Source organism: Sanguibacter sp. Z1732, assembly GCF_051020515.1.
Classification (GTDB): Bacteria; Actinomycetota; Actinomycetes; order Actinomycetales; family Beutenbergiaceae; genus CALKWS01.
On the sequence record NZ_CP194857.1, the window covers coordinates 3,079,934 to 3,102,240 of the forward strand.

General features: G+C 70.7%; 20 protein-coding genes and 1 pseudogene. 13 read left to right on the forward strand and 8 right to left on the reverse strand.

The genetic code is table 11. The features are described from left to right. The first annotated feature begins 119 nt into the window (after positions 1-119). Complete coding sequence (gene uxaC / locus ACRRRO_RS16170) at positions 120-1,535, forward strand: glucuronate isomerase (RefSeq protein ID WP_424795952.1); 1,416 nt, start codon at positions 120-122, stop codon at positions 1,533-1,535. Next, positions 1,532-2,917, forward strand: coding sequence for a mannitol dehydrogenase family protein (locus ACRRRO_RS16175; protein ID WP_424795953.1), 1,386 nt, complete (start codon positions 1,532-1,534; stop codon positions 2,915-2,917). Before uxaC ends, ACRRRO_RS16175 begins: the two co-directional genes overlap by 4 nt. A 28-nt stretch (positions 2,918-2,945) precedes the next feature. Here the strand turns inward: ACRRRO_RS16175 and ACRRRO_RS16180 are convergent, their stop codons facing one another. Further along, positions 2,946-3,983 carry a ketopantoate reductase family protein gene (locus tag ACRRRO_RS16180; protein WP_424795954.1) on the reverse strand — a complete coding sequence of 346 codons (1,038 nt, stop codon included), beginning with the start codon at positions 3,981-3,983 and terminating at the stop codon, positions 2,946-2,948. 212 nt (positions 3,984-4,195) lie between these two features. On the opposite strand from ACRRRO_RS16180, the gene ACRRRO_RS16185 reads away from it, so the two are divergent. The 3 genes from ACRRRO_RS16185 (at position 4,196) to leuS (ending at position 7,771) form a co-directional block, all read left to right on the forward strand. Next, the gene (locus tag ACRRRO_RS16185) at positions 4,196-4,378 is read left to right on the forward strand and encodes a hypothetical protein (protein ID WP_434080580.1); all 183 of its coding nucleotides are present in this window, start codon (positions 4,196-4,198) and stop codon (positions 4,376-4,378) included. Continuing rightward, positions 4,375-4,653 (forward strand): MarR family winged helix-turn-helix transcriptional regulator, encoded by a 279-nt coding sequence (locus ACRRRO_RS16190; protein ID WP_434080581.1) that lies wholly within the window; start codon positions 4,375-4,377, stop codon positions 4,651-4,653. The genes ACRRRO_RS16185 and ACRRRO_RS16190 overlap by 4 nt, the downstream gene beginning before the upstream one ends. Before the next feature lie 223 nt (positions 4,654-4,876). Continuing rightward, on the forward strand, positions 4,877-7,771 hold the full coding sequence (leuS, locus tag ACRRRO_RS16195) for a leucine--tRNA ligase (protein ID WP_424795956.1): 2,895 nt from the start codon (positions 4,877-4,879) through the stop codon (positions 7,769-7,771). Here the strand turns inward: leuS and ACRRRO_RS16200 are convergent. Continuing rightward, positions 7,752-8,087, reverse strand: a complete 336-nt coding sequence (locus ACRRRO_RS16200; protein ID WP_424795957.1) for a hypothetical protein — start codon at positions 8,085-8,087, stop codon at positions 7,752-7,754. The genes leuS and ACRRRO_RS16200 overlap by 20 nt on opposite strands. Next, on the reverse strand, positions 8,084-8,236 hold the full coding sequence (locus ACRRRO_RS16205; RefSeq protein WP_424786221.1) for a CopG family transcriptional regulator: 153 nt from the start codon (positions 8,234-8,236) through the stop codon (positions 8,084-8,086). Before ACRRRO_RS16205 ends, ACRRRO_RS16200 begins: the two co-directional genes overlap by 4 nt. A 218-nt stretch (positions 8,237-8,454) precedes the next feature. On the opposite strand from ACRRRO_RS16205, the gene ACRRRO_RS16210 reads away from it, so the two are divergent. Both ACRRRO_RS16210 and ACRRRO_RS16215 read left to right on the forward strand, forming a co-directional pair. Then, a complete protein-coding gene (locus ACRRRO_RS16210; protein WP_434080582.1) occupies positions 8,455-9,426 on the forward strand; it encodes a helix-hairpin-helix domain-containing protein in 972 nt (323 codons plus the stop codon). Further along, positions 9,423-10,868, forward strand: coding sequence for a ComEC/Rec2 family competence protein (locus ACRRRO_RS16215; RefSeq protein WP_434080583.1), 1,446 nt, complete (start codon positions 9,423-9,425; stop codon positions 10,866-10,868). The genes ACRRRO_RS16210 and ACRRRO_RS16215 overlap by 4 nt, the downstream gene beginning before the upstream one ends. 105 nt (positions 10,869-10,973) lie before the next feature. Here ACRRRO_RS16215 and holA read toward each other — a convergent pair whose 3' ends face one another. Continuing rightward, positions 10,974-11,993, reverse strand: coding sequence for a DNA polymerase III subunit delta (holA, locus tag ACRRRO_RS16220; protein ID WP_424786218.1), 1,020 nt, complete (start codon positions 11,991-11,993; stop codon positions 10,974-10,976). An 83-nt stretch (positions 11,994-12,076) separates the two neighbouring features. On the opposite strand from holA, the gene ACRRRO_RS16225 reads away from it, so the two are divergent. Next, positions 12,077-12,478, forward strand: coding sequence for a DUF952 domain-containing protein (locus tag ACRRRO_RS16225; protein WP_424795960.1), 402 nt, complete (start codon positions 12,077-12,079; stop codon positions 12,476-12,478). A gap of 71 nt (positions 12,479-12,549) precedes the next feature. On the opposite strand, the gene rpsT is transcribed toward ACRRRO_RS16225, so the two are convergent. The 3 genes from rpsT to ACRRRO_RS16240 form a co-directional block, all read right to left on the reverse strand. Continuing rightward, positions 12,550-12,810, reverse strand: coding sequence for a 30S ribosomal protein S20 (gene rpsT, locus ACRRRO_RS16230; protein ID WP_424786216.1), 261 nt, complete (start codon positions 12,808-12,810; stop codon positions 12,550-12,552). 265 nt (positions 12,811-13,075) lie between these two features. Continuing rightward, the gene (locus ACRRRO_RS16235; protein ID WP_424795961.1) at positions 13,076-13,702 is read right to left on the reverse strand and encodes a PepSY domain-containing protein; all 627 of its coding nucleotides are present in this window, start codon (positions 13,700-13,702) and stop codon (positions 13,076-13,078) included. Positions 13,703-13,807: 105 nt separating this feature from the next. Further along, positions 13,808-14,797 (reverse strand): ROK family protein, encoded by a 990-nt coding sequence (locus ACRRRO_RS16240; RefSeq protein WP_434080584.1) that lies wholly within the window; start codon positions 14,795-14,797, stop codon positions 13,808-13,810. Positions 14,798-15,289: 492 nt separating this feature from the next. Between ACRRRO_RS16240 and xylA the strand changes: the two genes are divergently transcribed. The 5 genes and pseudogenes from xylA to ACRRRO_RS16265 all read left to right on the forward strand — a co-directional run bounded on the left by xylA (position 15,290) and on the right by ACRRRO_RS16265 (position 21,510). Continuing rightward, on the forward strand, positions 15,290-16,519 hold the full coding sequence (gene xylA / locus ACRRRO_RS16245) for a xylose isomerase (protein WP_434080585.1): 1,230 nt from the start codon (positions 15,290-15,292) through the stop codon (positions 16,517-16,519). 7 nt (positions 16,520-16,526) lie between these two features. After that, positions 16,527-17,953: pseudogene (locus tag ACRRRO_RS16250) on the forward strand (xylulokinase). A 139-nt stretch (positions 17,954-18,092) separates the two neighbouring features. Then, on the forward strand, positions 18,093-19,712 hold the full coding sequence (locus ACRRRO_RS16255; protein WP_424795965.1) for a circularly permuted type 2 ATP-grasp protein: 1,620 nt from the start codon (positions 18,093-18,095) through the stop codon (positions 19,710-19,712). Then, positions 19,712-20,638, forward strand: a complete 927-nt coding sequence (locus tag ACRRRO_RS16260; protein WP_424795966.1) for an alpha-E domain-containing protein — start codon at positions 19,712-19,714, stop codon at positions 20,636-20,638. Before ACRRRO_RS16255 ends, ACRRRO_RS16260 begins: the two co-directional genes overlap by 1 nt. Continuing rightward, entirely contained in the window at positions 20,635-21,510 is an 876-nt protein-coding gene (locus ACRRRO_RS16265; RefSeq protein WP_424795967.1) for a transglutaminase family protein, read from the forward strand. The genes ACRRRO_RS16260 and ACRRRO_RS16265 overlap by 4 nt, the downstream gene beginning before the upstream one ends. 52 nt (positions 21,511-21,562) lie before the next feature. On the opposite strand, the gene ACRRRO_RS16270 is transcribed toward ACRRRO_RS16265, so the two are convergent. Beyond that, positions 21,563-22,231 (reverse strand): hypothetical protein, encoded by a 669-nt coding sequence (locus ACRRRO_RS16270; protein ID WP_424795968.1) that lies wholly within the window; start codon positions 22,229-22,231, stop codon positions 21,563-21,565. Positions 22,232-22,307: the final 76 nt, after the last annotated feature.

The window sequence follows — 22,307 nt, forward strand, 5'->3', positions numbered from 1 at the left end:
CGTCGTTTTCCGGCCGGCTTCGGGCATTGCAGTGGCGTGATCGCCGACGGCGGAACCAGGTGGTGGCAATAGGTGGCAACGGGTTGCCATCCATCGCTCGGCTCAGCAGCATGGCACGCATGAGTGCCCCTGCCATGGAACTGCATCCAGATCGGCTCCTTCCCGCTGACGCCGGAGTCCGCCAGATCGCCCGGGAACTGTACGAGTCGGTCGCGGAGGCACCGATCATCTCCCCCCACGGTCATGTGCCTCCGCAGTGGTTGAGTGAGGACATCCCCTTCTCCGACCCCACCTCGCTGCTGATCACCCCGGACCACTACATCAACCGGCTGCTGCACGCCCGTGGTGTGTCGCTGGCCGATCTCGGTGTGGGCCGCGGGCCGTTGTCGGAGCAGGATGCCCGGGCGGCTTTCCGCGCCTTCTGCTCACACTGGCCGGCCTACCGCGGCACCCCGGTGCGGTACTGGCTCGAAGAGGAACTGATCGGGATCTTCGGCATCACCCAGCGCCCCAGCGCCGAGACCGCCGATGCGATCTATGACCAGATCGCGGCCAAACTCGCCACCGACGCCTTCCGTCCCCGTGCACTCTTCGATGCGTTCAACATCTCGATACTGGCCACTACCGACGATCCTTGCGATGACCTCGGTGCGCACCGCGCGCTCGCCGACGATCCCGGGTTCAGCGGCCGGGTGATCCCCACCTTCCGCCCGGACAAGTATCTGGACCCCTCGCTGGCGACCTGGAACGAGAGCATCGACGCGCTGGCCCGGGCAAGCGGGATCGATACCGGCGACTATGCGGGCTACATCGAGGCTCTGGAGAACCGCCGAGCCCACTTCAAGGACCACGGAGCGGTCTCCTCCGACCACGGGCACCTGGACGCCGGCACCGCGATCCTGCCCGATTCCGAGGTGAACCGGATCTACGCCGGCGCCCGCTCCGGGCAGGTCAGCAATGAGGACGCGCGCGCCTTCCGGTGGCACATGACGTCGGAGATGGCGCGGATGGCCTGCGACGACGGCCTGGTGATGACGCTGCACCCCGGTGTCCGCCGCAACCATCACACCCCGACCTTCGAGACCTACGGGCCCGACGTCGGCTGTGACATCCCCATCGCGATGGAGTTCACCGACTCTCTGCGTCCGCTGCTGGACGCCTACGGCACCCATCCGAACCTGAACCTGGTGCTGTTCACCATCGATGAGACCGTCTTTTCGCGCGAACTTGCCCCGCTGGCCGGGTTCTACCCCTCGGTCTACGTGGGCGTGCCCTGGTGGTTCATCGACGCCCCGGAGGCGATCCAGCGTTTCCGCAGCGCCGTCACCGAGACCGCCGGGTTCTCCCGGGTATCCGGCTTCATCGACGACACGCGCGCATTCTGCTCCATCCCGGCCCGGCACGACATGTCCCGCCGCCTGGACGCGGGGTACCTGGCCGGACTGGTAGCCCAACACCGCCTGGCATTGGACGAGGCCCACGAGACGATCACCGAGATGGTCGTCGACAACCCGACGAGGATCTTCAAACTGTGAACGAGGCAACCCCGCGGCTCACCCGCGCCCTGCTGGACGCACCCAGTGCGCCGGTCCGGATTGTGCACCTGGGGCTGGGCAACTTCCACCGCGCCCACCAGGCCTGGCACACCCACAAGGCGCCCGACGCGCATGACTGGGGAATCGCGGCCTTCACCGGCCGGCGCCCCGACATGGCGCGTGCCCTGGCCCCCCAGGACGGGCTGTACACCCTGATCACCCGGGACTCCGGTGGCGACACCTTCGACGTGGTCCGCTCCATCGTGGCGGTCCACGCCTCCGATGAGCACGAGGCGTTCCTGGGCTACCTGCGCCGGGCCGAGGTGGCGATCGTGACCATGACGCTCACCGAGCACGCCTACCTGCGCAACGGGGACGGTGGCCTGGACACCGGCCGCGCGGAGGTCACCGCCGACGTGGAGGCCCTTGAGAACGGCCGGCCCGTGCAGACCCTGCCCGGGCGGTTGCTCGCCGGCCTGCTGGCCCGCCGCTCGGCCGAAGCCGGCCCGATCGCGCTGCTGTCCTGTGACAACCTGCCCGACAACGGTGACGTGACCCGCCGCATCGTCACCGACCTGGCCCGCATCGCCGCGCCCGAAGCGCTGGACTGGATCGAGCGGAACGTGGACTTCGCCACCTCGATGGTGGACCGGATCACCCCGGCCACCACCGATGAGGACATCGCGCTGGTCGCGCGGGAACAAGGGTACGACGACGTCAGCCCGGTTCCGACCGAGCCGTTCAGTGAGTGGGTGGTCTCCGGGACGTTCCCGGCCGGGCGTCCCACCTGGGAGGCCGCCGGAGTGCAGTTGGCCTCGGACGTGGCACCGCACGAGCGCCGCAAACTGTGGTTGCTGAACGGCTCGCACTCACTGCTGGCCTACACCGCCCCGCTGCTGGGGCATCGCACCATCGATGAGGCGATCGCCGACGCACGTTGCCTGGAGTGGGTGAACACGTTCTGGGACGAGGCGCAGCGCAACCTCGGGCTCTCCGATGACCTGGTGGGCCAATACCGCCAGGATCTGCTGGATCGCTACGGCAACACCGGCGTGCGTCACCACCTGGCCCAGATCGCCTACGACGGCTCACAGAAACTGCCCGTGCGTACCCTGCCCACCGCGCTGGCCGAGCGTGAAGCGGGACGGCTGCCCGCCGGAGCGGCGACGACGTTGGCCGGGTGGGTGCTGCACCTGCGAGGTCAAGGCGCACCGGTGCAGGACGCCGGCGCCGGCCCGGCCCAGGAGGCCGCCGGGGCCGAGGACCTGACCGAGGCCGCGACCGGGGTGCTGAACACCCTGCGGGCCGGTCTCGGCCAGGACGCCGAACTGGTGAACGTGGTGGCCGAGCGGGTGCAGTATCTGCAGGGGCTGGTGGCCTAGCGCCTCGGTGGCCCCATGCCTGCGTGGCTCAACTCGCCAGCGGGTCCAGTCCCAGTTCGGCTGCCAGGTCGGAGGCGCTGATCGCTCCCGGCCGGGTGCCCGTCCGTGCTGCCTGGCGAGCCAGCGCCGCGATGGTGGTGTTCACGGGCGCGGCGAGGCCGTGCTCACGGGCGATCAGCGCGATCTGACCGTTGAGGTAGTCGGTCTCGATCGAGCCGGTGCCACGGGCCAGTGACTGCCAGGAGGACCCGCCCAGTTGATCGGGGTCGGTGCCGGGCACCTCACCCACGCCGAAGGAGGCCTGCCGCACGGCCGCCTCGTCGTCGTCGGACGCCACCTCGATGCCCGCGCCCGCGAGGACGGCCCGGGCCTCGGCCCGGGCCGCGTCGATGAGGTCGCCAGCATCGGCCGCCGGGCCCAGCACGGCCTGGAAGGCGTTGCCGATGTTGGACAGGAGTTTGTGGTACTTCCACGGCATCACGTCCGTGGGCAGTTCCACCCCCAGGCCCGATTCGCTCCAGTGCGTGCGGACCTGCTCCAGCAGGACGCGGTCGGCGGGCTCGGACCTGCTTGCCGGGTATCGGGAGATGTGCAGGATCCCCGACTGCGGGGTGCCGCGGGCGATGACCTCGCCCGGATGCAGGTGCACCGCGGGCAGCCAGACGCACACGCCGAAGACCCGGTCGAAGTACCGCAGCGCCATCCGCTCGCTGCTCACCCCGTTCAGGGCGGTCAGGATCGGCAGTCGTGCACCCGCCGGGGCGGTGTGCCCGCCGTCAGGGACCGGGGCATCGGCCCATTGGGACAGTGCGGCCACCGCCTGGTGCGTCTTGGTGGACAGCACCAGCACGTCATCGGGACGCAACTCGATGTCATCGGGCCCACCGATCGCGGTGACCGGTAGGCGGGTATCCAGGTCCGGGGTGCGCAGGCGCAACCCGTCCCGGCGCAGGGCCGCCAGATGCTCACCCCGGGCCACCAGCACCACCTGGTGCCCGCGATGTGCCAGCCGTCCTGCGATCGTCCCACCAACGGCTCCGGCGCCGATCACGACGTAACGCGTCATAGCCGCCGAGCCTACCGGGGCGCCGCGCCGGGGTGCGCGCGGAAGGGGACGGCGCGATGAGCATGACGTTCGATCGGGCCGAGCGTGCGTTGGGTACATCAATACATACGCATATACTTTGTCCAGCGCGCGGCACTCACGTTCGGCGGGGGCCGGGCCTACATCCGGGCGGTGTGGCAGTGACGGCCGCATCCTGAGGGGAGGTGGTGGCGATGAGCATCCGCACTGCTGCGGCGGCGTGGGAGGCGCTCTTTCGCGCCCAGGTGAGCATGATGCTGCGATTCGAGGAGTCCAAGGACTTCCAGCCACTGCGCTCCCGGGAGTACGACGTGCTGTTCAACCTGGCCAAACTGGGTGGGGGGCCCGGCAGTGGGAACTCAACGCGAACCTGTTGATCTCCCAACCCAGTCTGTCCCGGATGGTGGGCCGGCTGCAGTCCGCCGGGTACGTGCGGCGCGAGGAGTCGCCGTCGGACGGCCGTGAGGTGCTCGTCGTGCTCACCGAGGCCGGTGCCGCGGTGCAGGCCGACATCGGCCGGCGGCACGTGCGCCATATCGCCGAGATCATCGACTCGGTCCTGACCGAGGCGGACCAGGCCGAACTCGCCCGTCTCGCCGGCGCGATCCAGGAGGCCGCTGCCAGCGGCTCCTACTTGGAGGCCGAGGAGTAGTGGCACACGCGCCCGCCGCGGCGCACTGACCGGCATATCGGTGCGGGTGCGCGCTGCGCTAGACTGAGCGCCATGTTCGGTACGGAGTTGCTTACCCAGCCGCGCTGACTTCAGCGGGCGCCTGCTGGCGCCGCATCAGCGCGGCCGACCTCCCCTGCTCGGGAGGTCGTTTCATGTCAGCCCCCCGATGCCGCCCACGGCGGCCCCCGACAAGGAATCACCGATGTCGCAGACGCAAGCCCAACCCGCACCCGGCGCCGAGGTGCCCCCGCACCGGTACACCGCCGCGCTGGCCGATGCCATCGAGAACCGCTGGCAGGACTACTGGGATCGAGAGGGCACCTTCCAGGCGGCCAATCCCACGGGCAACCTGGCCACCGGCGAGCCGGTCCCGGCCCAGAAGTTCTACGTGCTGGACATGTTCCCCTACCCCTCGGGCAAGGGCCTGCACGTGGGTCATCCGTTGGGGTATATCGCCACCGATGTACTGGCGCGCTACCGGCGGATGAACGGTGACAACGTCTTGCACGCCCTGGCCTACGACGCCTTCGGCCTGCCTGCGGAGCAGTTCGCGGTCCAGACCGGCCAGCATCCCCGGATCACCACCGAGGAGAACATCGCCACCATGCGCCGCCAGTTGCGGCGCCTGGGCCTGGGGCACGACCCACGCCGCACCTTCGCCACCACCGACCCGGGCTACGTGCGTTGGACCCAGTGGATCTTCCTGCAGATCTTCAACTCCTGGTTCGACGCCGAGGCCACCAACCCCGACGGCACCGAGGGTGCGGCGCGCCCGATCGAGGAGTTGCGCGCGCAGTTCGCCGACGGGACCCGGGCCACCCCGGAGGGTGGGGACTGGAACCGGATGAGCCCGGCCGAGCAGGAGCAGGTGCTGGCCGGCTTCCGTCTGGCTTACGTCGATGATGTTCCGGTGAACTGGTGCCCGGGGCTGGGCACCGTGCTGGCGAACGAGGAGGTCACCGCCGAGGGTCGCTCCGAGCGCGGCAACTTCCCGGTCTTCACTCGCAACCTGCGCCAGTGGATGATGCGGATCAGCGCCTACTCCGACCGGTTGATCGATGATCTGGACCGGCTGGACTGGCCCGAGAAGATCAAGGCGATGCAACGCAACTGGATCGGGCGCTCCACCGGGGCGAACGTGCGGTTCGCGCTGCCGTCGGGGCACGTGGAGGTCTTCACCACCCGGCCCGACACCCTGTTCGGGGCGACCTTCATGGTGCTGGCCCCGGAGCACCCGGCGCTGACGGACCTGATCCCGGCGCAGTGGCCGGAGGGAACCCGGAACTCCTGGACGGGCCGGGCGCCCACCCCGGCAGCCGCCGTCGAGCAGTACCGCGCCGCTGCCGCGGCCAAGACCGACGCCGAACGACAGGACGAGGGCCGGGTCAAGACCGGGGTGTTCACCGGTGTGTACGCCACGAACCCGGTGAACGGTGCCCAGATCCCGGTCTTCATCGCCGACTACGTGCTGATGGGGTACGGCACCGGGGCGATCATGGCGGTCCCCGGGGGGGACCAGCGCGACTACGAGTTCGCCGAGGCTTACGACCTGCCCGTGATTCCCACGGTGACCGCGCCGGAGGGCTTCGAGGGCGGTGCCTGGTCGGGGGAGGGGACAGTGATCAACTCCGCTGCCGAGGGCATCGACCTGAACGGCATGGACGTGGCCACCGCCAAGGAGACCATTATCGCCTGGCTGCAGAACCAGGGGATGGGCGCGGCGGCCACGACCTACCGGCTGCGGGACTGGCTGTTCTCCCGGCAGCGCTACTGGGGCGAGCCGTTCCCGGTGGTCTACGACGCCGACGGGCGGGTGATCGATCTGCCCGAATCGGCCCTGCCGGTGGAGTTGCCGGAGGTGCCGGACTTCTCCCCGCGCACCTATGCCGACGACGACGCCGACTCCGAGCCGGAGGCCCCGCTGAGCCGGGCCACCGACTGGGTCGAGGTGGAGTTGGACCTGGGCGATGGGCCGCGCACCTACCGGCGCGATACGAACACGATGCCGAACTGGGCGGGTTCGTGCTGGTACGAGTTGCGCTACCTGGATCCGGACAACACCGAGGCCTTCGCGGACCCGGCCAACGAGGCCTACTGGATGGGCCCGCGCACCGGCGCCGACGGCGGCCGCACCACCGGAGGGGCCGACCTGTACGTCGGGGGCGTGGAGCACGCCGTCCTGCACCTGCTGTACGCCCGGTTCTGGCACAAGGTGCTGTACGACCTGGGCCATGTGTCCTCGGCCGAGCCGTTCCACAAACTGTTCAACCAGGGCTACATCCAGGCCTACGCCTACACCGATGCACGCGGGGTGTACGTCCCGGCCGAGGACGTCACCGAACACGTCGACGCCCAGGGGGAGACGTACTGGACCTACCAGGGCGAGACGGTGCGGCGCGAGTACGGCAAGATGGGCAAGTCCCTGAAGAACATGGTCAGTCCCGATGAGATGTACGCCGAGTACGGCGCGGACACCTTCCGGGTGTATGAGATGTCGATGGGGCCGCTGGACCTCTCCCGCCCCTGGGAGACCCGCGCCGTGGTGGGCGCCCAGCGGTTCCTGCAGCGGCTGTGGCGCAACATCGTGGATGAGCGCACCGGGGAGGTCACCGTCTCCGATGCCGAGCCCGATGAGGCCACGCGCCGACTGGTGGCCCGCACCATCGCCGATGTCCGCACCGAGATGGACGCGATGCGCCCCAACACCGCGATCGCGCGGATGATCGTGCTGAACAACCACCTGACCGCCCTGGACCCGGTGCCGCGTGCCGCGGTGGAACCGTTGGTGCTGATGGTGGCCCCGGTGGCACCGCACCTGGCCGAGGAGCTGTGGCGGCGCATGGGGCACACCGGATCGGTGGCCCACCACCCCTTCCCGGTGGCCGATGAGGCGCTGCTGGTGGAGGAGCAGGTGACCTGTGTGGTGCAGGTGGCCGGTAAGGTGCGTGATCGGTTGCAGGTCTCACCCGAGATCAGCGAGGAGGACCTGAAGGCTGCAGCGCTGGCCTCCGAGGCGGTGCAGCAGCACTTGGACGGGCGCGGGGTCCGCAAGGTGATCGTGCGCGCGCCCAAACTGGTCAACGTCGTCCCGGGCTGACCGGCTCCGGCTGGGAGGGCTCCCGGTCCTGCTGACGTTGCATGGCGGCTTCACCCCGGTTGCGAGGCCACCACCGGTGGGTCAACGCGGACTGGCTGCGGTGTGAGCGGATCGATGGTGAACGTGATGCCATCGGGGGAGCGGTCAGCCCGGCGGGGTAGGTCTCATCGGCGGTATGGAGGGCGATGCGGCCGTGGTCGAAACCGTAGACCGCCCGGTCTCCGTGATCGGACAGGCACTGTGCCCCGAGCGCCTCGAACAGGCGTCGGTGGGCAGCCATCGAACCGGTGAATCGCACCGGTCGGGTGACGATCATCCGTCCTCCTCCCTCTGCTCGGTGCGCACGTAGGCGGTCAGTACCTGCTCCACCAGGGCGGACAGGCTCAACCCCTCGTCGATAGCCCGGTGCTTGACCGCCCGGACCAGGTCCGGCGGCAGGTAGACGTTGAACTGAGTCTTGGTCATATCAATAGGATGCTAGCAACGCCTGCGGAAGACGGTCAAGCGGTGGCTGTTCACGGGATGGTGATGTGTCGGTGGGTGGCCGAGCGCTGTTGGCCGCGGAGTTCGGTGTCAGGACCAGAGCAATGGGCAGGTCCACAGGAACGCGGCCTGATCGGTGATGTCCACAGGGTCGCTGGGCTCGTGGATGGTGCGCCGGCCGGTCGTCCTAGCCTCGGTCCATGACCGATGCCAGCCGGCGGCTGCGTCTGGTGACGGAGGCCGCGCACGCCACCGGTGGTGCCATGGCGCCGCACGAGCCCGGGGCGGTGGCCCCTCCGGAGGCGGCGCCGGCCGGCGCGGGTGCCGGCCAGATCGGCGCTGAAATGCCGGACGAGCAACCAGGCCGCACGGCCTGGTCCACCCGCACCGATGGCGCCCGCGGGAACAGATGGGGTACCCCGGTGTTGTTGTCGGTGCGGATCGGAGTGGTGGTTCTGCTGCTCGCCGTGGCCGCCACCGTCACTATCGTCCTCACCCGGCCGAGCGCGCCCGCGCATCAACCGGAGTGGGCCCGGCCGGAGCCGCCGGCGGACTGGACGGGAGCAGGGGCGCCGGGCGATGACGTCGGCGCCGGAGGGCCCGCGTCCGACGGGGCAGACTCCGCCGGCCCGGCTCCCGGGGAACCCGAGCCGAGCGGGACCGACGCGACGAGCCCGGATGCCGGAGACCCGGGGTTGGCTGTGGTCATCGTGCACGTGGCCGGCGCCGTGCGCGAGCCCGGCATCGTCGAGCTGCCCGACACGGCCCGTGTCCACGATGCGCTCACCGCGGCCGGTGGTTCCACAGCGGAGGCGGACCTGGCTGCGTTGAACCTGGCCGCGGCCGTGGTGGATGGCCAACAGGTGTACGTGCCGGTGGTCGGGGAGGAGGTCAGGGCGGGTGCCGGGGGTCGTGATGCGCCACCTGCTCCAGCCGGAAGCGGTGAGCACGGTGGTGGCGAGGCGGCTGCGGTGGTGAACCTGAACTCGGCCGGCTCGGCCGAGTTGCAGACGCTCCCGGGCATCGGGCCGGCGATGGCCGAACGCATCCTGGCCCACCGTGACGAGCACGGCCCGTTCGGCAGCGTGGGGAGAGTTGCGGGCGGTGTCCGGGATCGGCCCGGCCACCATGGAGCGCCTGCGGGACCTGGTCATCGTGTGAGCGAGCGATGAGCAGTGCGTCCTCGGCGTGGATGGACCGGGCGCCGGTCGACCTGCGGCTGCTGCCCGGTGCCCTGGTGACCTGGGTCGGCTGCTGGTGGGTGCTCGGCCAACAGCCCCTTGCTGGTGCCGTCCTGTCCGGCCTCCTGCTGCTCATGTCCCTGCTGTGCGGCGTGCGGCTGTCGCGGTCGCGACCGGGTCGACACCGCCGGGAACGACGTGACCGGGTGACCGCCACGGTCCTGCTCACCGGCGTCGTGGCCGGGTCGGTGCTGGGGGTGGCGACGGTCCGGGCCACCGAGCGCAGCGCCGTCATCACCGGCCATCCCGCGGAGGTCACGGCGATCGTGCAACCGACCGCCGAGCCACAACGCATGGCCTCGGAGCGGTCCGAGCGGTACCGGGTGCCCGCACGCCTGTTCGGCGTGCTCCACGATGCCGAACGTGCACGTGACCTGCCGGTGCTGCTGCTCACCGACGCCGGGTGGCGCGACGTCCCGGTGGGCACCACCTGGTGGGTACGGGCGAGGGTGGTTCCGACCGGCGCGGGCGACTCGGCTGCGGCACTGCTCGTCGTGACCTCCGGCGCCCATCAGCACGGTCCCGCGGCCTGGCATCACCGTGCCGTGAACCGGCTGCGCAGCGGTCTGGTCTCGGTCAGCGCCGGCCTGGCCCCGCAGGCCCGCGGCCTGGTGCCGGGGATCGCTCTGGGGGATACCAGGGCGATGCCGCCGGTGCTGGGGGAGGACCTGCGCACGGTGTCCCTCACCCACATCACCGCGGTCTCCGGCATGCACGTGGCGATCGTGCTCGGGTCGGTGCTGTTGTGCCTGTGGTGGGCGCCGGTCTGGGTGCGCGTGGGCGTGGGCGGGGTCGTCCTGCTCGGCTTCGTCGCCCTGGTCTACCCCTCCGGCAGTGTGCTGCGCGCCGGCACGATGGGAGCGGTGCTGCTGCTCGGACTCGCCACCGGACGACCACGTGCGAGCATCCCGGCACTGCTGGCCACCGTGATCGTGCTCCTCGGCCTGGATCCCTGGCTGTCCCGGGACTTCGGATTCACCCTGTCCGTGGTGGCCACCTCCGGGCTGCTCGCCCTGGCAGCCCCGATCGCCCGCAGGCTGGGCGGGGTGTGCCCGCCCCAGGTCGCCATGGCCGCCGCGGTGCCGGCCGCTGCGCAATTGGTGTGCGCCCCGGTGATCCTGTTCCTCGCACCCGGACTGCCCACCCACGGGGTGCTGGCGAACGTGCTGGCCACCCCGGCGGTGCCACCGGCCACCTTGCTGGGGGTGCTGGCTACGCTCTGTCAGCCGTTCTGGCCCGCCGGGGCGCAATCCCTGGCCCAGGCGGCGGCGTGGTTCACCGCATGGATCGCGACCGTGGCGACCACCACGGCGGGTCTTCCGTTGGCCACCCTGCCCTGGCCGGAGGGCCCGGCGGCGGTGCGGTGCTGGTGAGCGCCGGACTCCTGGCCGCGACGCTGTGGTGGCGTACCCGGGGCCGGTAGTCAGCAGTCGCGCACCGTGAGCCTGCGACAAGTCGTGGCTGAGCCGGACCGGTGCTCAGCCGTGGCGCGCCTGCGCCACGGTCAGGACGGCCCGCTCGACGGCGAACTCGGGATCCCGGCCGGCCCCCTTGACCTGCGCGTCGGCGTCGGCGACAGCCGCGATCGCCGTCGCCAGGCCCTCCGGGGTCCAGCCGCGCAACTCCCGGCGGGCCCGGTCCAGTTGCCAGGGCGCCAGCCCCAGTTCCGCCGCGGTGGCGCCCCGGCTCCGGCCGGCGGCCACCTTGGCCAGCGTGCGGACCTTCATCGCCAACGCGGCCACCAGCAGCACCGGGTCCACCCCCGTGGACAGGGCGTGGCGCAACAGGGTCACCGCAGCGGTGCCATCGCCGGCGATCGCGGTATCGGCCACCCGGAAGCCGGTCGCCTCCACCCGCCCCCCGTAGTAACGGTCCACGACATCCGGCGTGATCGAACCGGCGGTGTCCGCGATCAGTTGACGTGCCGCCGCAGCAAGCTCCCGAAGATCGGACCCGACCGCCTCCACCAACGTCTGTACGGCCGCAGAGGTCGCCCGGCGGCCAGCATCACGGAACTCCTCGGCCACGAAGGCGGCCTTGTCCGCATCGCGCTTGATCGGATCACACTGCACCACCGGGTAGCGCGCGGCGACGGCGTCCAGCAGTTTCTTGCCACGGTTCCCCTTGGCGTGCCGCAGCACCAGGGTGACGTCTTCGACCTGGTCACCGGCTCGGTCCAGATAGGCCAGCCCATCGGTGATGAAGGCGTCGCTGGCCGATTCCACAGCGGTGACGACGATGTGGCGCGGTTCGGCGAACAAGGAGGGTGAGGCCACCATGTCCAGTTGCCCGGACTCGTAGGTGTCCGCCTCCAGCACAGTCTGCTCCACCTGCGGGCTGCCACCGGCGGCGGCGTGCTCACGGACCAGACCGGCGATGCGCTCCAGGGCCCGGTCGGCCAGAACCGACTCCGCGCCACGCACCAGCACCACCGGGGCCAACGGCGCCTGCTTCCAGGTGAGTGCTTCGGATGCGGATCGACGACGGGGAGGGGCCACGGCACAAGCCTGCCATGAAGCGCTGACACCGCCGAACCGGGCGGTCACCGACCCGAGACCGACGCGACCGATACGGTCGGACGATGACGACGATCTGGCACCTGGCCGAGCCCGAGTACTGGCAAGCCGCGCAGGAGTCGGGCTGGTACGACCGATCGACCCGCGGCGCCACGCTGGACCAGGTCGGCTTCGTGCACTGCTCGTCGCCGGACCAACTCGCCCGCGTGGTCGAGGCCGGGTACGCCGACGTCAGCGGGGACTTCCTGGTGCTGGAAGTGGACCGGGCAGGGCTGGACCGGGCCGGTTCACCGGTGCGCTATGAGCCCGGGGACCCCGACGATCCGGCGTCGGAGTTGTTTCCGCACGTCTACGGCCCGATCCCGGTCACGGCGGTGGTCCGCATGATTCCGGCGCGCATCGATCGCGGCCGGCTGCACCTGGCCCCGGCCGGGTCGGGGGAGTCAGCCGGGCCCGTTGCCGGGTGAGGGCATGCCAACGGCGCCGCCGGCGAAGAGCCGGGCGGCGCCGTGGTTCGTTGGTGCTTGGTGGCGCCGCGTCAGAGCGCGGCGACCTGCTTGGCCAGCGCCGACTTGCGGTTCGCGGCCTGGTTGGCGTGAATGACGCCCTTGCTGGCGGCCTTGTCCAACTTCCGGCTCGCGGACTTCAGCGCGTCACCGGCAGCGTTCTTGTCGCCGTCGCTGATGGCCTGACGAACCCGACGCACGTGCGTCTTCAGTTCGGACTTGACGGCCTTGTTGCGCAGCCGCGCCTTCTCGTTGGTGCGGTTGCGCTTGATCTGGGACTTGATGTTTGCCACGTGTTGACTCTCTTGTGCGTTCGCTCGCGCGATCTCAATCTGGTCTGTGAGGGCTTTTCATGTGCCGGCACGTCGGCGTAGGGATGCCGTGCCGTACCTGCCTGGAGTGGCGCTGCGCTGCGAGGTGTGACCACGCCACCGCTGAACCTCAGCGATCGACCGCGCCGAACTCAAGGAACCAGGTTACCGCATCGGGAGCCGATCGCACGATCCGCCCGCCTGTGCGGTGCCTCACCGCTCGGGCCGGTGCCGGTCAGGTCCTCGCTCAGTCGTCCTCCACGCGCAGGATCTCGCCATCAGCGACGTTGATGTACACCTCCACGTCGTCGGTGAAGGTCACCTCCCACGCGAAGATGCCGCCGTCCTCATCATCGAGTTTCACGTCGTCGATCGATCCGGTGCCGTGCTCGGCTGCGATCTCGATGGCCTCGGAGATCGTGATGGTCGCCGCGTCCAGACCTGCGCGGTCCTTGTCGTCCAGGCTGCCCTCGCGCTCGCTCTCCAGCACCTCGGTGCCGTCGGGGCTGACCAGGACCTCGATCTCATCCGACTCCGAGGCGACGTAGATCTCCCAGTTGCCACCGTCGGCGTCGTCGACTTCGAAGGCGGTGCCGCCCGTCTCGGACTCGGCCAGGTCGATCGCGGCCAGCACCCCGGCGTGGTCACCGCCGGCGCCTCCGGTGGGCTCCTCGGTCGCGGTCTCCGTGGACTCCTCGTCGGTGCCTTCGGCGTCGTCGGTGGGCTCGTCGGTCGGCTCGTCGTCGGCCGGTGGAGCCTCAGTGGTGTCCACCGGCTCCAGGGACTCGTCCTCGGCGTCGCCGCAACCGGCCAGGAGCAGGAGTGCCGCCGTGCCGAGGGCGAGGCCGCGGGTGATCGGTCGTCGTGGAGTCATGACGCCAGGATGCGACAGTCACGCACGATTTGCCCGTTGAAGGAGAAGTCCCTCACCTGCGTCTCATCGTGGTCTCATCGACCAGAAACGCCACTGGCCCCGCCTTCACCCGCGATGATCACCCAAGGGGTCGCGCAGCAACGGTTCGAAGACGGCTTCGGCGGCACCGATGTGAATCCGCTCGGAGCCGAGGGTGCCGCGGCGTATCTGCACCGCAGCCAGTGGCGGCATGAGTTGATCGCGCACCATCGAGGTCAACTGGCGCGGCGCCACGTCGAACAGGGTGGCCAGGAAGCCGCCCAGGAGCACCAGATCCGGGGCGAAGGCGTTCACACTGTTGCGGATGCCGGTGGCCAGGAAGCCGATCTGCCGCGCCACCTCGGGCAGCTCGATCCCGCCGGCCGCGTTGAGCACCTCTGCCAACTCGGAGGCCCGCGAACCCTCCGGGAGGTCCTGGTCGGGCAGAGCGCCGCGAAGGCGGGCCAGGTTCACCTCCGTCTCGAGGCACCCGACGGCTCCGCAATGGCACCGGACCCCCTCGGAGTTGACCATCAGGTGGCCGAGTTCGGGTAAGTAGGCGCCGCTGTCGGCCCGGGCGGATTCCGGGGCGCCCAGTTCCACGGGTGCGCCCGGCTCGCCCGGGAGGTCAGCACCGCCCCGCGCACCGGCCCTGCCCAGCCGGACTCCCGAACCGATGCCGCCGGAGCCGCCGTGCAGGTACACCAGTGTGCCAGCGCCGCGCCCGGCGCCGAATATCGCCTCGGCGTCGGTGCCCAGGGTCGCGTCGTTGCCGGCCCAGGTGGGCAGGCCGGTGCCCGCGCGCATCAGTTCCGCGATCGGCACGTCCCGCCACGGCAGGTGCGGGGCCATGTGCACGAACCCGTCCCGGGCGCGCACCAGCCCGGGAACCGCCATTCCGATGCCGAGCGGGCTCACCCGGCCCGGGTCCAGCGCGAACTCATCGATGATCTGCGCGGTCAGGGCCACCGTCTGTTCCGGGGTGGGCGGCGCCGCGACCGCGCGCCGGATGCGCTGGGTCACCTTGCCGGTCAGGCTCACCACGGCCACATCGAGTGCGTCGGCGTCGGGGTACACCGTGATCGCCGCGATGCCCGGCGCGGCGTGGATGAGGGGGCTGGGGCCCCGACCGCTCTGCCCGGGGCGGGTTTGCCGGCCACCACCCGGCCGTGGTCGGACAACTCGGCCAGCAGCACCCCGACGGTGGAGCGGTTCAGGCCCGTCGCCCGGGTCAGGTCTGCCCGGGACAGGGGCCCGCGGGTGTGCACCAGGCGCATCAGGGTAGAAAGGTTGATCCGGCGCACGGGCAGGCTGCCGGTGGCGCCGGGACGCCGCGCGGTGGTAGCGGTGGGGGCCGGACCGTTCGCGGACGAGACCGGCTCGTCCGGATCCGTGCCCCGCGGCCCGTCGGTTCCGTTGCCGGATGCTCCCGACGCCTGGGCACCCGGGGGCGTGGGATCCTCGAGGGCCACGCGCACCTCCGCGTCTAGTCGGTCAGGACCTACCGGTTCGGAACCGGCCGGCCAGATCTGTCGCTCAGGCTACCCGCACCGCCGCACACCTGATAGGTTGTGGTCAACAACAAAAGCCTCAGGAAGGAACCGCAATGGCGCTGCCCACCCCCACAAAGAAGACAAGTTCTCCTTCGGACTGTGGACGATCGGATGGACCGGCACTGACCCCTTCGGTGGTCCGACCCGTCCGGACCTGGACGTGGTGGAGGCGGTGGAGAAACTCGCCTCCTACGGCGCGTACGGGATGACCTTCCATGACGATGACCTGTTCGCCTTCGGCTCCACCGACGCCGAGCGGCAGAAGCAGATCGACCGCCTGAAGGAGGCGCTGGCTGCCACGGGGCTGGTGATCCCGATGGTCACCACGAACCTGTTCAGCGCCCCGGTGTTCAAGGATGGCGGCCTCACCAACAACGACCGTGAGGTGCGTCGTTACGCCCTGCGCAAGGTGCTGCGCAACATCGACCTGGCCGCCGAGCTCGGCGCGCAGACCTATGTGCTGTGGGGCGGGCGCGAGGGCGCCGAGTACGACGCCGCCAAGGACGTGCAGTCGGCGATGGCGCGTTACCGGGAGGGGATGAACCTGCTGACCTCCTACGTGCAGGAGCAGGGCTATGACATCCGCTTCGCGTTGGAGCCCAAGCCGAACGAGCCTCGCGGTGACATCCTGCTGCCCACCCTGGGGCACGCGATGGCCTTCATCGCCACCCTGGAACACCCCGACCTGGTCGGGATCAACCCCGAGGTGGGTCACGAGCAGATGGCCGGTCTGAACTTCACCGCCGGTGTCGCTCAGGCCCTGGACCACGGCAAACTCTTCCACATCGACCTCAACGGCCAGCGCAGCATCAAGTACGACCAGGACCTGGTCTTCGCCCACGGCGACCTGTACAACGCCTTCTCCCTGGTGGACCTGCTGGAGAACGGTTCGCCGGACGGGGGCCAGGCCTACACCGGGCCGCGCCACTTCGACTACAAGCCGTCCAGGACCGAGGACTACACCGGCGTGTGGGACTCGGTGCGGGCGAACATGGTCAACTACCTGATCCTGAAGGAGCGCGCCACCGCCTTCCGCGCCGACCCGGAGGTCGCCGAGGCGCTGGCGCAGGCCAAGGTCAACGAGCTGGCCACACCGACGCTGGGGCAGGGGGAGTCCGTCCAGGACCTCCTGACCGATGCCAGTGCCTGGGAGAACTTCGACGCCGACGCCTACTTCGGTGGCCGTGGCGCCGGGTTCGTGCGGCTGCAGCAGCTCGTCACCGAGCACCTGCTCGGCGCGCGCTGAGGTCGTGATGAGCCGGCGCCGACTCGTGGCCGGGGTGGACTCCTCCACCCAGTCCTGCAAGGTGGTGATCCGAGACGCCGACGACGGGACCCTGGTCCGGCAGGGCCGCGCCACCCATCCCGACGGCACCGAGGTGGACCCCGAGGCCTGGTGGCAGGCGCTGCTGGCCGCGGTGGCCGACGCCGGTGGGCTGGCCGACGTGGCCGCGATCTCGGTGGGTGCCCAGCAGCACGGCATGGTCGCCCTGGATGCGGGCGGCCGGGTGATCCGGGACGCGCTGCTGTGGAACGACACCCGCAGCGCCGGGGCCGCGGCCGACCTGACCGAGGAGGTCGGCGCGGCCGAGTTCGCGCGCCGCACGGGATTGGTGCCGGTGGCCTCCTTCACCATCACCAAACTGCGCTGGCTGGCCGATGCCGAGCCCGAGAACGCCGCCCGGGTGGCGGCGGTGGCGCTGCCCCACGACTGGCTCACCTGGCGGCTGCGCGGATTCGGGCCGGACAACCCGGACCTTGGCGCGCTGACCACCGACCACTCCGACGCCTCCGGCACCGGGTACGTCACCCCGGCCGGGGACTACGACCTCGACCTGCTCTCCCGGGCGCTGCGCCGGGACGCCTCCGAGGTGGTACTGCCCCGGATCGCGGCGGCCGGGGAGGCGGTGGGCGTCACCGCCGGTCACGAACCGATCCCCGAGGGGCTCACCGTGGGACCCGGGTGCGGAGACAATGCCGGCTCGGCGCTGGGGCTGGGGGCTCGTACCGGTGATGTGATCGTCTCGATCGGCACCTCCGGGGTGGTCTGCGCGGTCTCGGACACCGTCGCGCAGACGATGCCACCGGCACCGTGGCCGGGTTCGCCGACGCCGCCGGCGCCTACCTGCCGCTGATCGCCACGATGAACGCCGCCCGGGTGCTGGACGTGATCGCCAGTTTGCTCGACGTCGGCTATGAAGGGCTCGGGCGACTGGCCCTGGCGGCCCCGCCCGGCTCCCACGGCTTGGTGCTGCGCCCCTACTTCGAGGGTGAGCGCACCCCGAACCTGCCCGATGCCACGGCCACCCTGTACGGGATGACGCCGGCCTCCACCACCCGCCAGTGCATGGCCAGGGCAGCGGTGGAGGGCCTGCTGTGCGGGTTGGCCGACGGGATCGACGCCGTACGCGGCCAGGGCGTGGACGCCCGGCGGGTGAAACTCATCGGGGGCGCGGCCCAGAACCCGGCGGTGCAGGTCGTAGCCGCCCAGGTACTCGGGCTGCCGGTATCGGTGCCCGAACCTGGGGAGTACGTGGCCACCGGTGCCGCTGTCCAGGCGGCCTGGTCCCTGACCGGCGACCGCCAGACCTGGCAGGTGCAGGAGGAGCACGTCAGTGGTGTAGCGGCCGAACCGCTGATCCGTCGCCAGTACGCGGCCACCCCGGTCCAACCTCGATGAGGGTGGGTTCCGGGCGCGGGCGCGTGCGGACCCGGATGAGTGCGCCGGCGTGGATTGGGGTGCCGGCCTGACCGGCGGCGATCCGGTGGTGGGGCCGACCGGGCCGCGCGAACGGCGCGAGCGCGCTACCGTCGAAACCATGGCAGATCTGTTCGACGGCTACCCCGACGGCACGGCCTGGGATGAGATGTTCGAGGACGGCTTGCAGGTGCGCAAGCCCTACCGGCACGTGCACGACACCGTGGGTGCGCTGGACGCCGAGGAGTTGCGCCGGCGCGCCGACACCCTGGCCCGCTCCTACCTGAACCAGGGCGTCACCTTCGACGTCGGCGGTGTGGAACGGCCCTTCCCCCTGGACGCGGTGCCCCGGGTGATCGATGCCGCCGAGTGGGACCACCTGGCTCCCGGGATCGCCCAGCGGGTCCGCGCCCTGGAGGCGCTGCTGGATGACATCTACAACGATCAGCGTGCCGTCACCGACGGAGTCATCCCGCGCCGGCTGATCGTCTCCTCGGCGCACTTCCACCGCGCCGCCCGCGGGATCCAGCCTGCCAACGGAGTGCGTGTGCACGTCGCCGGCATCGACGTGGTGCGTGATGCGGCGACCGGGTGGCGGGTGCTGGAGGACAACGCCCGGGTGCCCTCCGGGGTCAGTTACGTGCTCTCCAACCGGCGCGCGATGGCACAGACCTTCCCCGAGTTGTTCGCGCGGATGCGGATCAACCAGGTCGCCGATTACCCCCGCCGGCTACTGGCCGCGCTGTCCGCCGCCGCCCCGGCCGGGGCGGAGGACCCGGTGGTGGTGGTGCTGACCCCGGGGGTGTACAACAGCGCCTACTTCGAGCACTCCCTGCTGGCCCGCCTGATGGGTGTGGAGCTGGTGGAGGGCCGGGACCTGTACTGCGCCGGGGACAAGGTGTACATGCGCACCACCGGGGGCCGCCGGCGGGTGGATGTGATCTACCGCCGCATCGACGACGACTTCGTGGATCCGGTGACCTTCCGGCCCGACTCCATGCTGGGTGTGCCGGGGTTGATGGGCGCGGCCCGCGCCGGCAGCGTCACCATCGCCAACGCGGTAGGCACCGGGGTGGCCGACGACAAACTCGTCTACACCTACATTCCCGACCTGATCCGGTACTACCTCGGCGAAGAGGTGCTGCTGCCCAACGTGGACACCTGGCGGCTGGAGGAACCCGAGGCACTGGCCGAGGTGCTGGACCGCCTGGACGAGCTGGTGGTCAAACCGGTCGACGGCTCCGGCGGCAAGGGCATCCTGATCGGACCCGACGCCGACGCGGCGGAACTGGACGCCGCCCGCAGGCAACTGCAGGCCGACCCGCGCGGCTGGATCGCCCAGCCGGTGGTGCAGTTGTCCACGGTGCCCACCCTGGCAAGTGACGCCCTGCGCCCGCGCCACGTGGATCTGCGCCCGTTCGCGGTCAACGACGGGACTGACGTGTGGGTCCTGCCCGGCGGGCTCACCCGGGTGGCCCTGGCCGAAGGGCAGCTGGTGGTCAACTCCTCCCAGGGCGGTGGGTCGAAGGACACCTGGGTGCTGGGTGAGCAGCGCCCCCTGGCCCGCACCTCCGACCTACCGGAGTGGACCCGGTCCGACTCCCAGCCCGCGCCCCCGGGGGTGGCACGGGACGCCAATCCGACCGACGGCTTCCTGACCGCTCAGGCCCGACAGCAACAACAGACGTCGGATGCGCCCGGTGCTCGCTCGTTCCCGCTGGCGACAGAGGTGGGTGGCTGATGCTCTCCCGGATCGCTGAGTCCCTGTTCTGGATCGGGCGGTACGTCGAGCGCGCCGACGACACCTCCCGGATCGTGGACGCCTATTTGCAGCACCTGCTCGAGGACGCCTGGATCGATGACGACCTGGCGCTGCGCTCACTGCTGGGGGTGATGGGCCTGGAAGCAGGCGAGTCCCAGGTCACCCGCTTCGACGTGCTCTCCAGGCTGGCCTACGACCAGGCCTCACCCAGTTCCTGCGCCGGTGCCCTGGCCGCGGCCCGGGAGAATGCCCGCCGGGCCCGGGACTCCCTCTCCTCGGAGTTGTGGGAGGCCCTGAACTCCACCTGGAACGCACTCCCGCAGATGATCGGGACCTCCACCTCCCATCAGTTCTTCAGCTGGGTGCGCGAGCGGGCGGCGGTGGTGGGTGGTATCACCGACGCGGCCACCCGGCGCGATGAGACCTTCCAGTTCTTCCTCCTCGGACGCAGCATCGAACGGGCCGACATGACCGCGCGGCTGATCAGTACCCGAGCGGTGGCCGGGCCGTCCGCGCCGGACTGGACCACCCTGCTGCGCTCCTGCGGGGCCTACGAGGTGTTCCTGCGCACCTACCGGGGCCGTGACTCCGACTCCCTGGCCGCGGAGTTCCTGCTGTTGGACCGGCTCTTCCCGCGCTCGGTGCTGTACGCCCTGGAGACCGCCGAGCGGTGCCTCGCCCGGCTGGACACCAGCGAGGTGCACCACCGCAGCGAGGCCGACGCCCGCCGCACCCTGGGCCGGGTGCGCTCAGACCTGGAGTACCAGCCGCTGCTGGCACTGCTGCACAACCTGCCCGAGCAGATGCAGCGCGTCCAGCAGGGGTGTTCGGAGGCCAGCGACGCCATCCGGGTGAAGTTCTTCCCCTCGGCAACCGACGATGAGTGGATCGGAGGGCAACTGTGAGTTCCCAGGCTCCGGCACCTACCTCGACCAGGACCACCTTGTTGATCGAGCACCGCACCACGATCACGTATGAGCGGGCCGTCACCGCCTCCTACAACGAGGTGCGGATGCGGCCGCTGACCCTGCCCGGGCAGACCGTGCTGGAGACCGACATCGCGGCCGACCCGTGCACCTTCCGGTCGGAGTACCGGGACTACTTCGGCACCGCGGTGCTCAGTTTCGAGGCGCTCACCCCGCACACCGAACTGGGCGTGCTGGCCCGGGCGCGGGTCGAGCTCAGCCCCCTGCAGGGCCGCTCGGGCGGAGCCGGCTGGGAGACCTTGAGGGCGCCGGACCTGCAGGACCGGATGACGGAGTTCCTGATGTCCACCCCGAGCACCAGGATCCCGGAGGATCTGCAGGCCCTGGCCACCGACGCGGCCGGGACCGCCGCCCCGGGGGCGGCGGCGGAGGCAGTCTGCCTGGCGCTGCGGGAGCAGATGGAGTACGTCACCGGGGTCACCGGGGTGCACACCTGGGCCGCGGAGGCCTGGGCCGAGCGCAAGGGTGTGTGCCAGGATCTGGCGCACCTGGCCGCGGGCGCGCTGCGCCACCTGGGCATCCCCACCCGGTACGTGTCCGGCTACCTGCACCCCTCCGCCGAGACCGCTCGGGTAGGGGAGACGGTGGCCGCGGAGTCACACGCCTGGGTGGAGTACTGGTGCGGGGACTGGTTCGGGTTCGACCCCACCAACTCCATCCCCACCGGGCCCCACCACGTGATCGTGGGCCGGGGCCGGGAGTACGACGACGTGGCGCCGCTGCGGGGTGTGGTGGCCGGCGGTGGTGCCTCGAGTCAGCAGGTGCAGGTGCACATCACCATCGAGGGGTGACCCGGCCGGCGCTCCCGTGTCAGCGGTGCTCCCGGGCAGGGGAGCAGCAGCGCTACTGGGTGAGCAGCACCAGGGCCAGGACGATCAGGGCCAGCGCCCCGAGCGGGATGGCCAGCATCGTCCCGAACAGGGACGCCACGGTGAGGCGCAGGTCGTCCTTGAGGTACGGGGCGCCGGCGGTGCCACCGGCGGCGGTGAGCAGGGCCCGCTGGGCGCGATCGATGGCGGCCAGTGCCCGGCCCACCGGGGAGAGCCGCCCGAGGCTGAAGACACGCGTCACTCGCGCGCCGGCGCCACGACCCGAACCCGGAGCCCGGGACTCGTTGACGGCGTCGAAGAGGACCTGCACGTCCTCCTGTCCCGGCCGGCCGCGCATGTCCTCCGAGATCCGTGCGGTCAGGTCCACCGGCGCGAGATCGGTGGACTCGGAGGGCCCGGGCAGGATCACCTGGTGTGTGGTGCCGGTCTCGGTGGTCCGGGCGAGCCAGCGGCGCCGTCTCCGCGCGAGCAGGAGCACCGGCAGCACCAACAGCACCCAGATCGTCACCCAAGCCACGGTGCCCGCCGTCCCGGCGTGACCGGAGGTCACGAAGACCACCACGAGCAGGCCCAGCACCACGAGCACGACGGTGGCCATCACCAACAGGATCTTGGTCGGCAGCGCCAGGAGCTGGCCCACGCCCTTGGCCAGCATGCTCAGGTGTTCCGGCAGGGAAGACATGGTCACGATGATGCCTGATGAGAGCCGCCGACAACGAGCCGAGCTCACCACGGGCGTAACCCGGCCACGCCCGGCG

What these genes read in the sequence shown, in the direction of transcription:
- ACRRRO_RS16205 (WP_424786221.1), bottom strand. Translation starts at nt 8,236, where the DNA reads ATGACCAAGACTCAGTTCAACGTCTACCTGCCGCCGGACCTGGTCCGG.
- ACRRRO_RS16200 (WP_424795957.1), bottom strand. Translation starts at nt 8,087, where the DNA reads ATGATCGTCACCCGACCGGTGCGATTCACCGGTTCGATGGCTGCCCAC.
- uxaC (WP_424795952.1), top strand. Translation starts at nt 120, where the DNA reads ATGAGTGCCCCTGCCATGGAACTGCATCCAGATCGGCTCCTTCCCGCT.
- ACRRRO_RS16225 (WP_424795960.1), top strand. Translation starts at nt 12,077, where the DNA reads ATGACGACGATCTGGCACCTGGCCGAGCCCGAGTACTGGCAAGCCGCG.
- ACRRRO_RS16260 (WP_424795966.1), top strand. Translation starts at nt 19,712, where the DNA reads ATGCTCTCCCGGATCGCTGAGTCCCTGTTCTGGATCGGGCGGTACGTC.
- ACRRRO_RS16180 (WP_424795954.1), bottom strand. Translation starts at nt 3,983, where the DNA reads ATGACGCGTTACGTCGTGATCGGCGCCGGAGCCGTTGGTGGGACGATC.
- ACRRRO_RS16270 (WP_424795968.1), bottom strand. Translation starts at nt 22,231, where the DNA reads ATGTCTTCCCTGCCGGAACACCTGAGCATGCTGGCCAAGGGCGTGGGC.
- ACRRRO_RS16255 (WP_424795965.1), top strand. Translation starts at nt 18,093, where the DNA reads ATGGCAGATCTGTTCGACGGCTACCCCGACGGCACGGCCTGGGATGAG.
- ACRRRO_RS16210 (WP_434080582.1), top strand. Translation starts at nt 8,455, where the DNA reads ATGACCGATGCCAGCCGGCGGCTGCGTCTGGTGACGGAGGCCGCGCAC.
- ACRRRO_RS16235 (WP_424795961.1), bottom strand. Translation starts at nt 13,702, where the DNA reads ATGACTCCACGACGACCGATCACCCGCGGCCTCGCCCTCGGCACGGCG.
- ACRRRO_RS16185 (WP_434080580.1), top strand. Translation starts at nt 4,196, where the DNA reads ATGAGCATCCGCACTGCTGCGGCGGCGTGGGAGGCGCTCTTTCGCGCC.
- leuS (WP_424795956.1), top strand. Translation starts at nt 4,877, where the DNA reads ATGTCGCAGACGCAAGCCCAACCCGCACCCGGCGCCGAGGTGCCCCCG.
- ACRRRO_RS16215 (WP_434080583.1), top strand. Translation starts at nt 9,423, where the DNA reads ATGAGCAGTGCGTCCTCGGCGTGGATGGACCGGGCGCCGGTCGACCTG.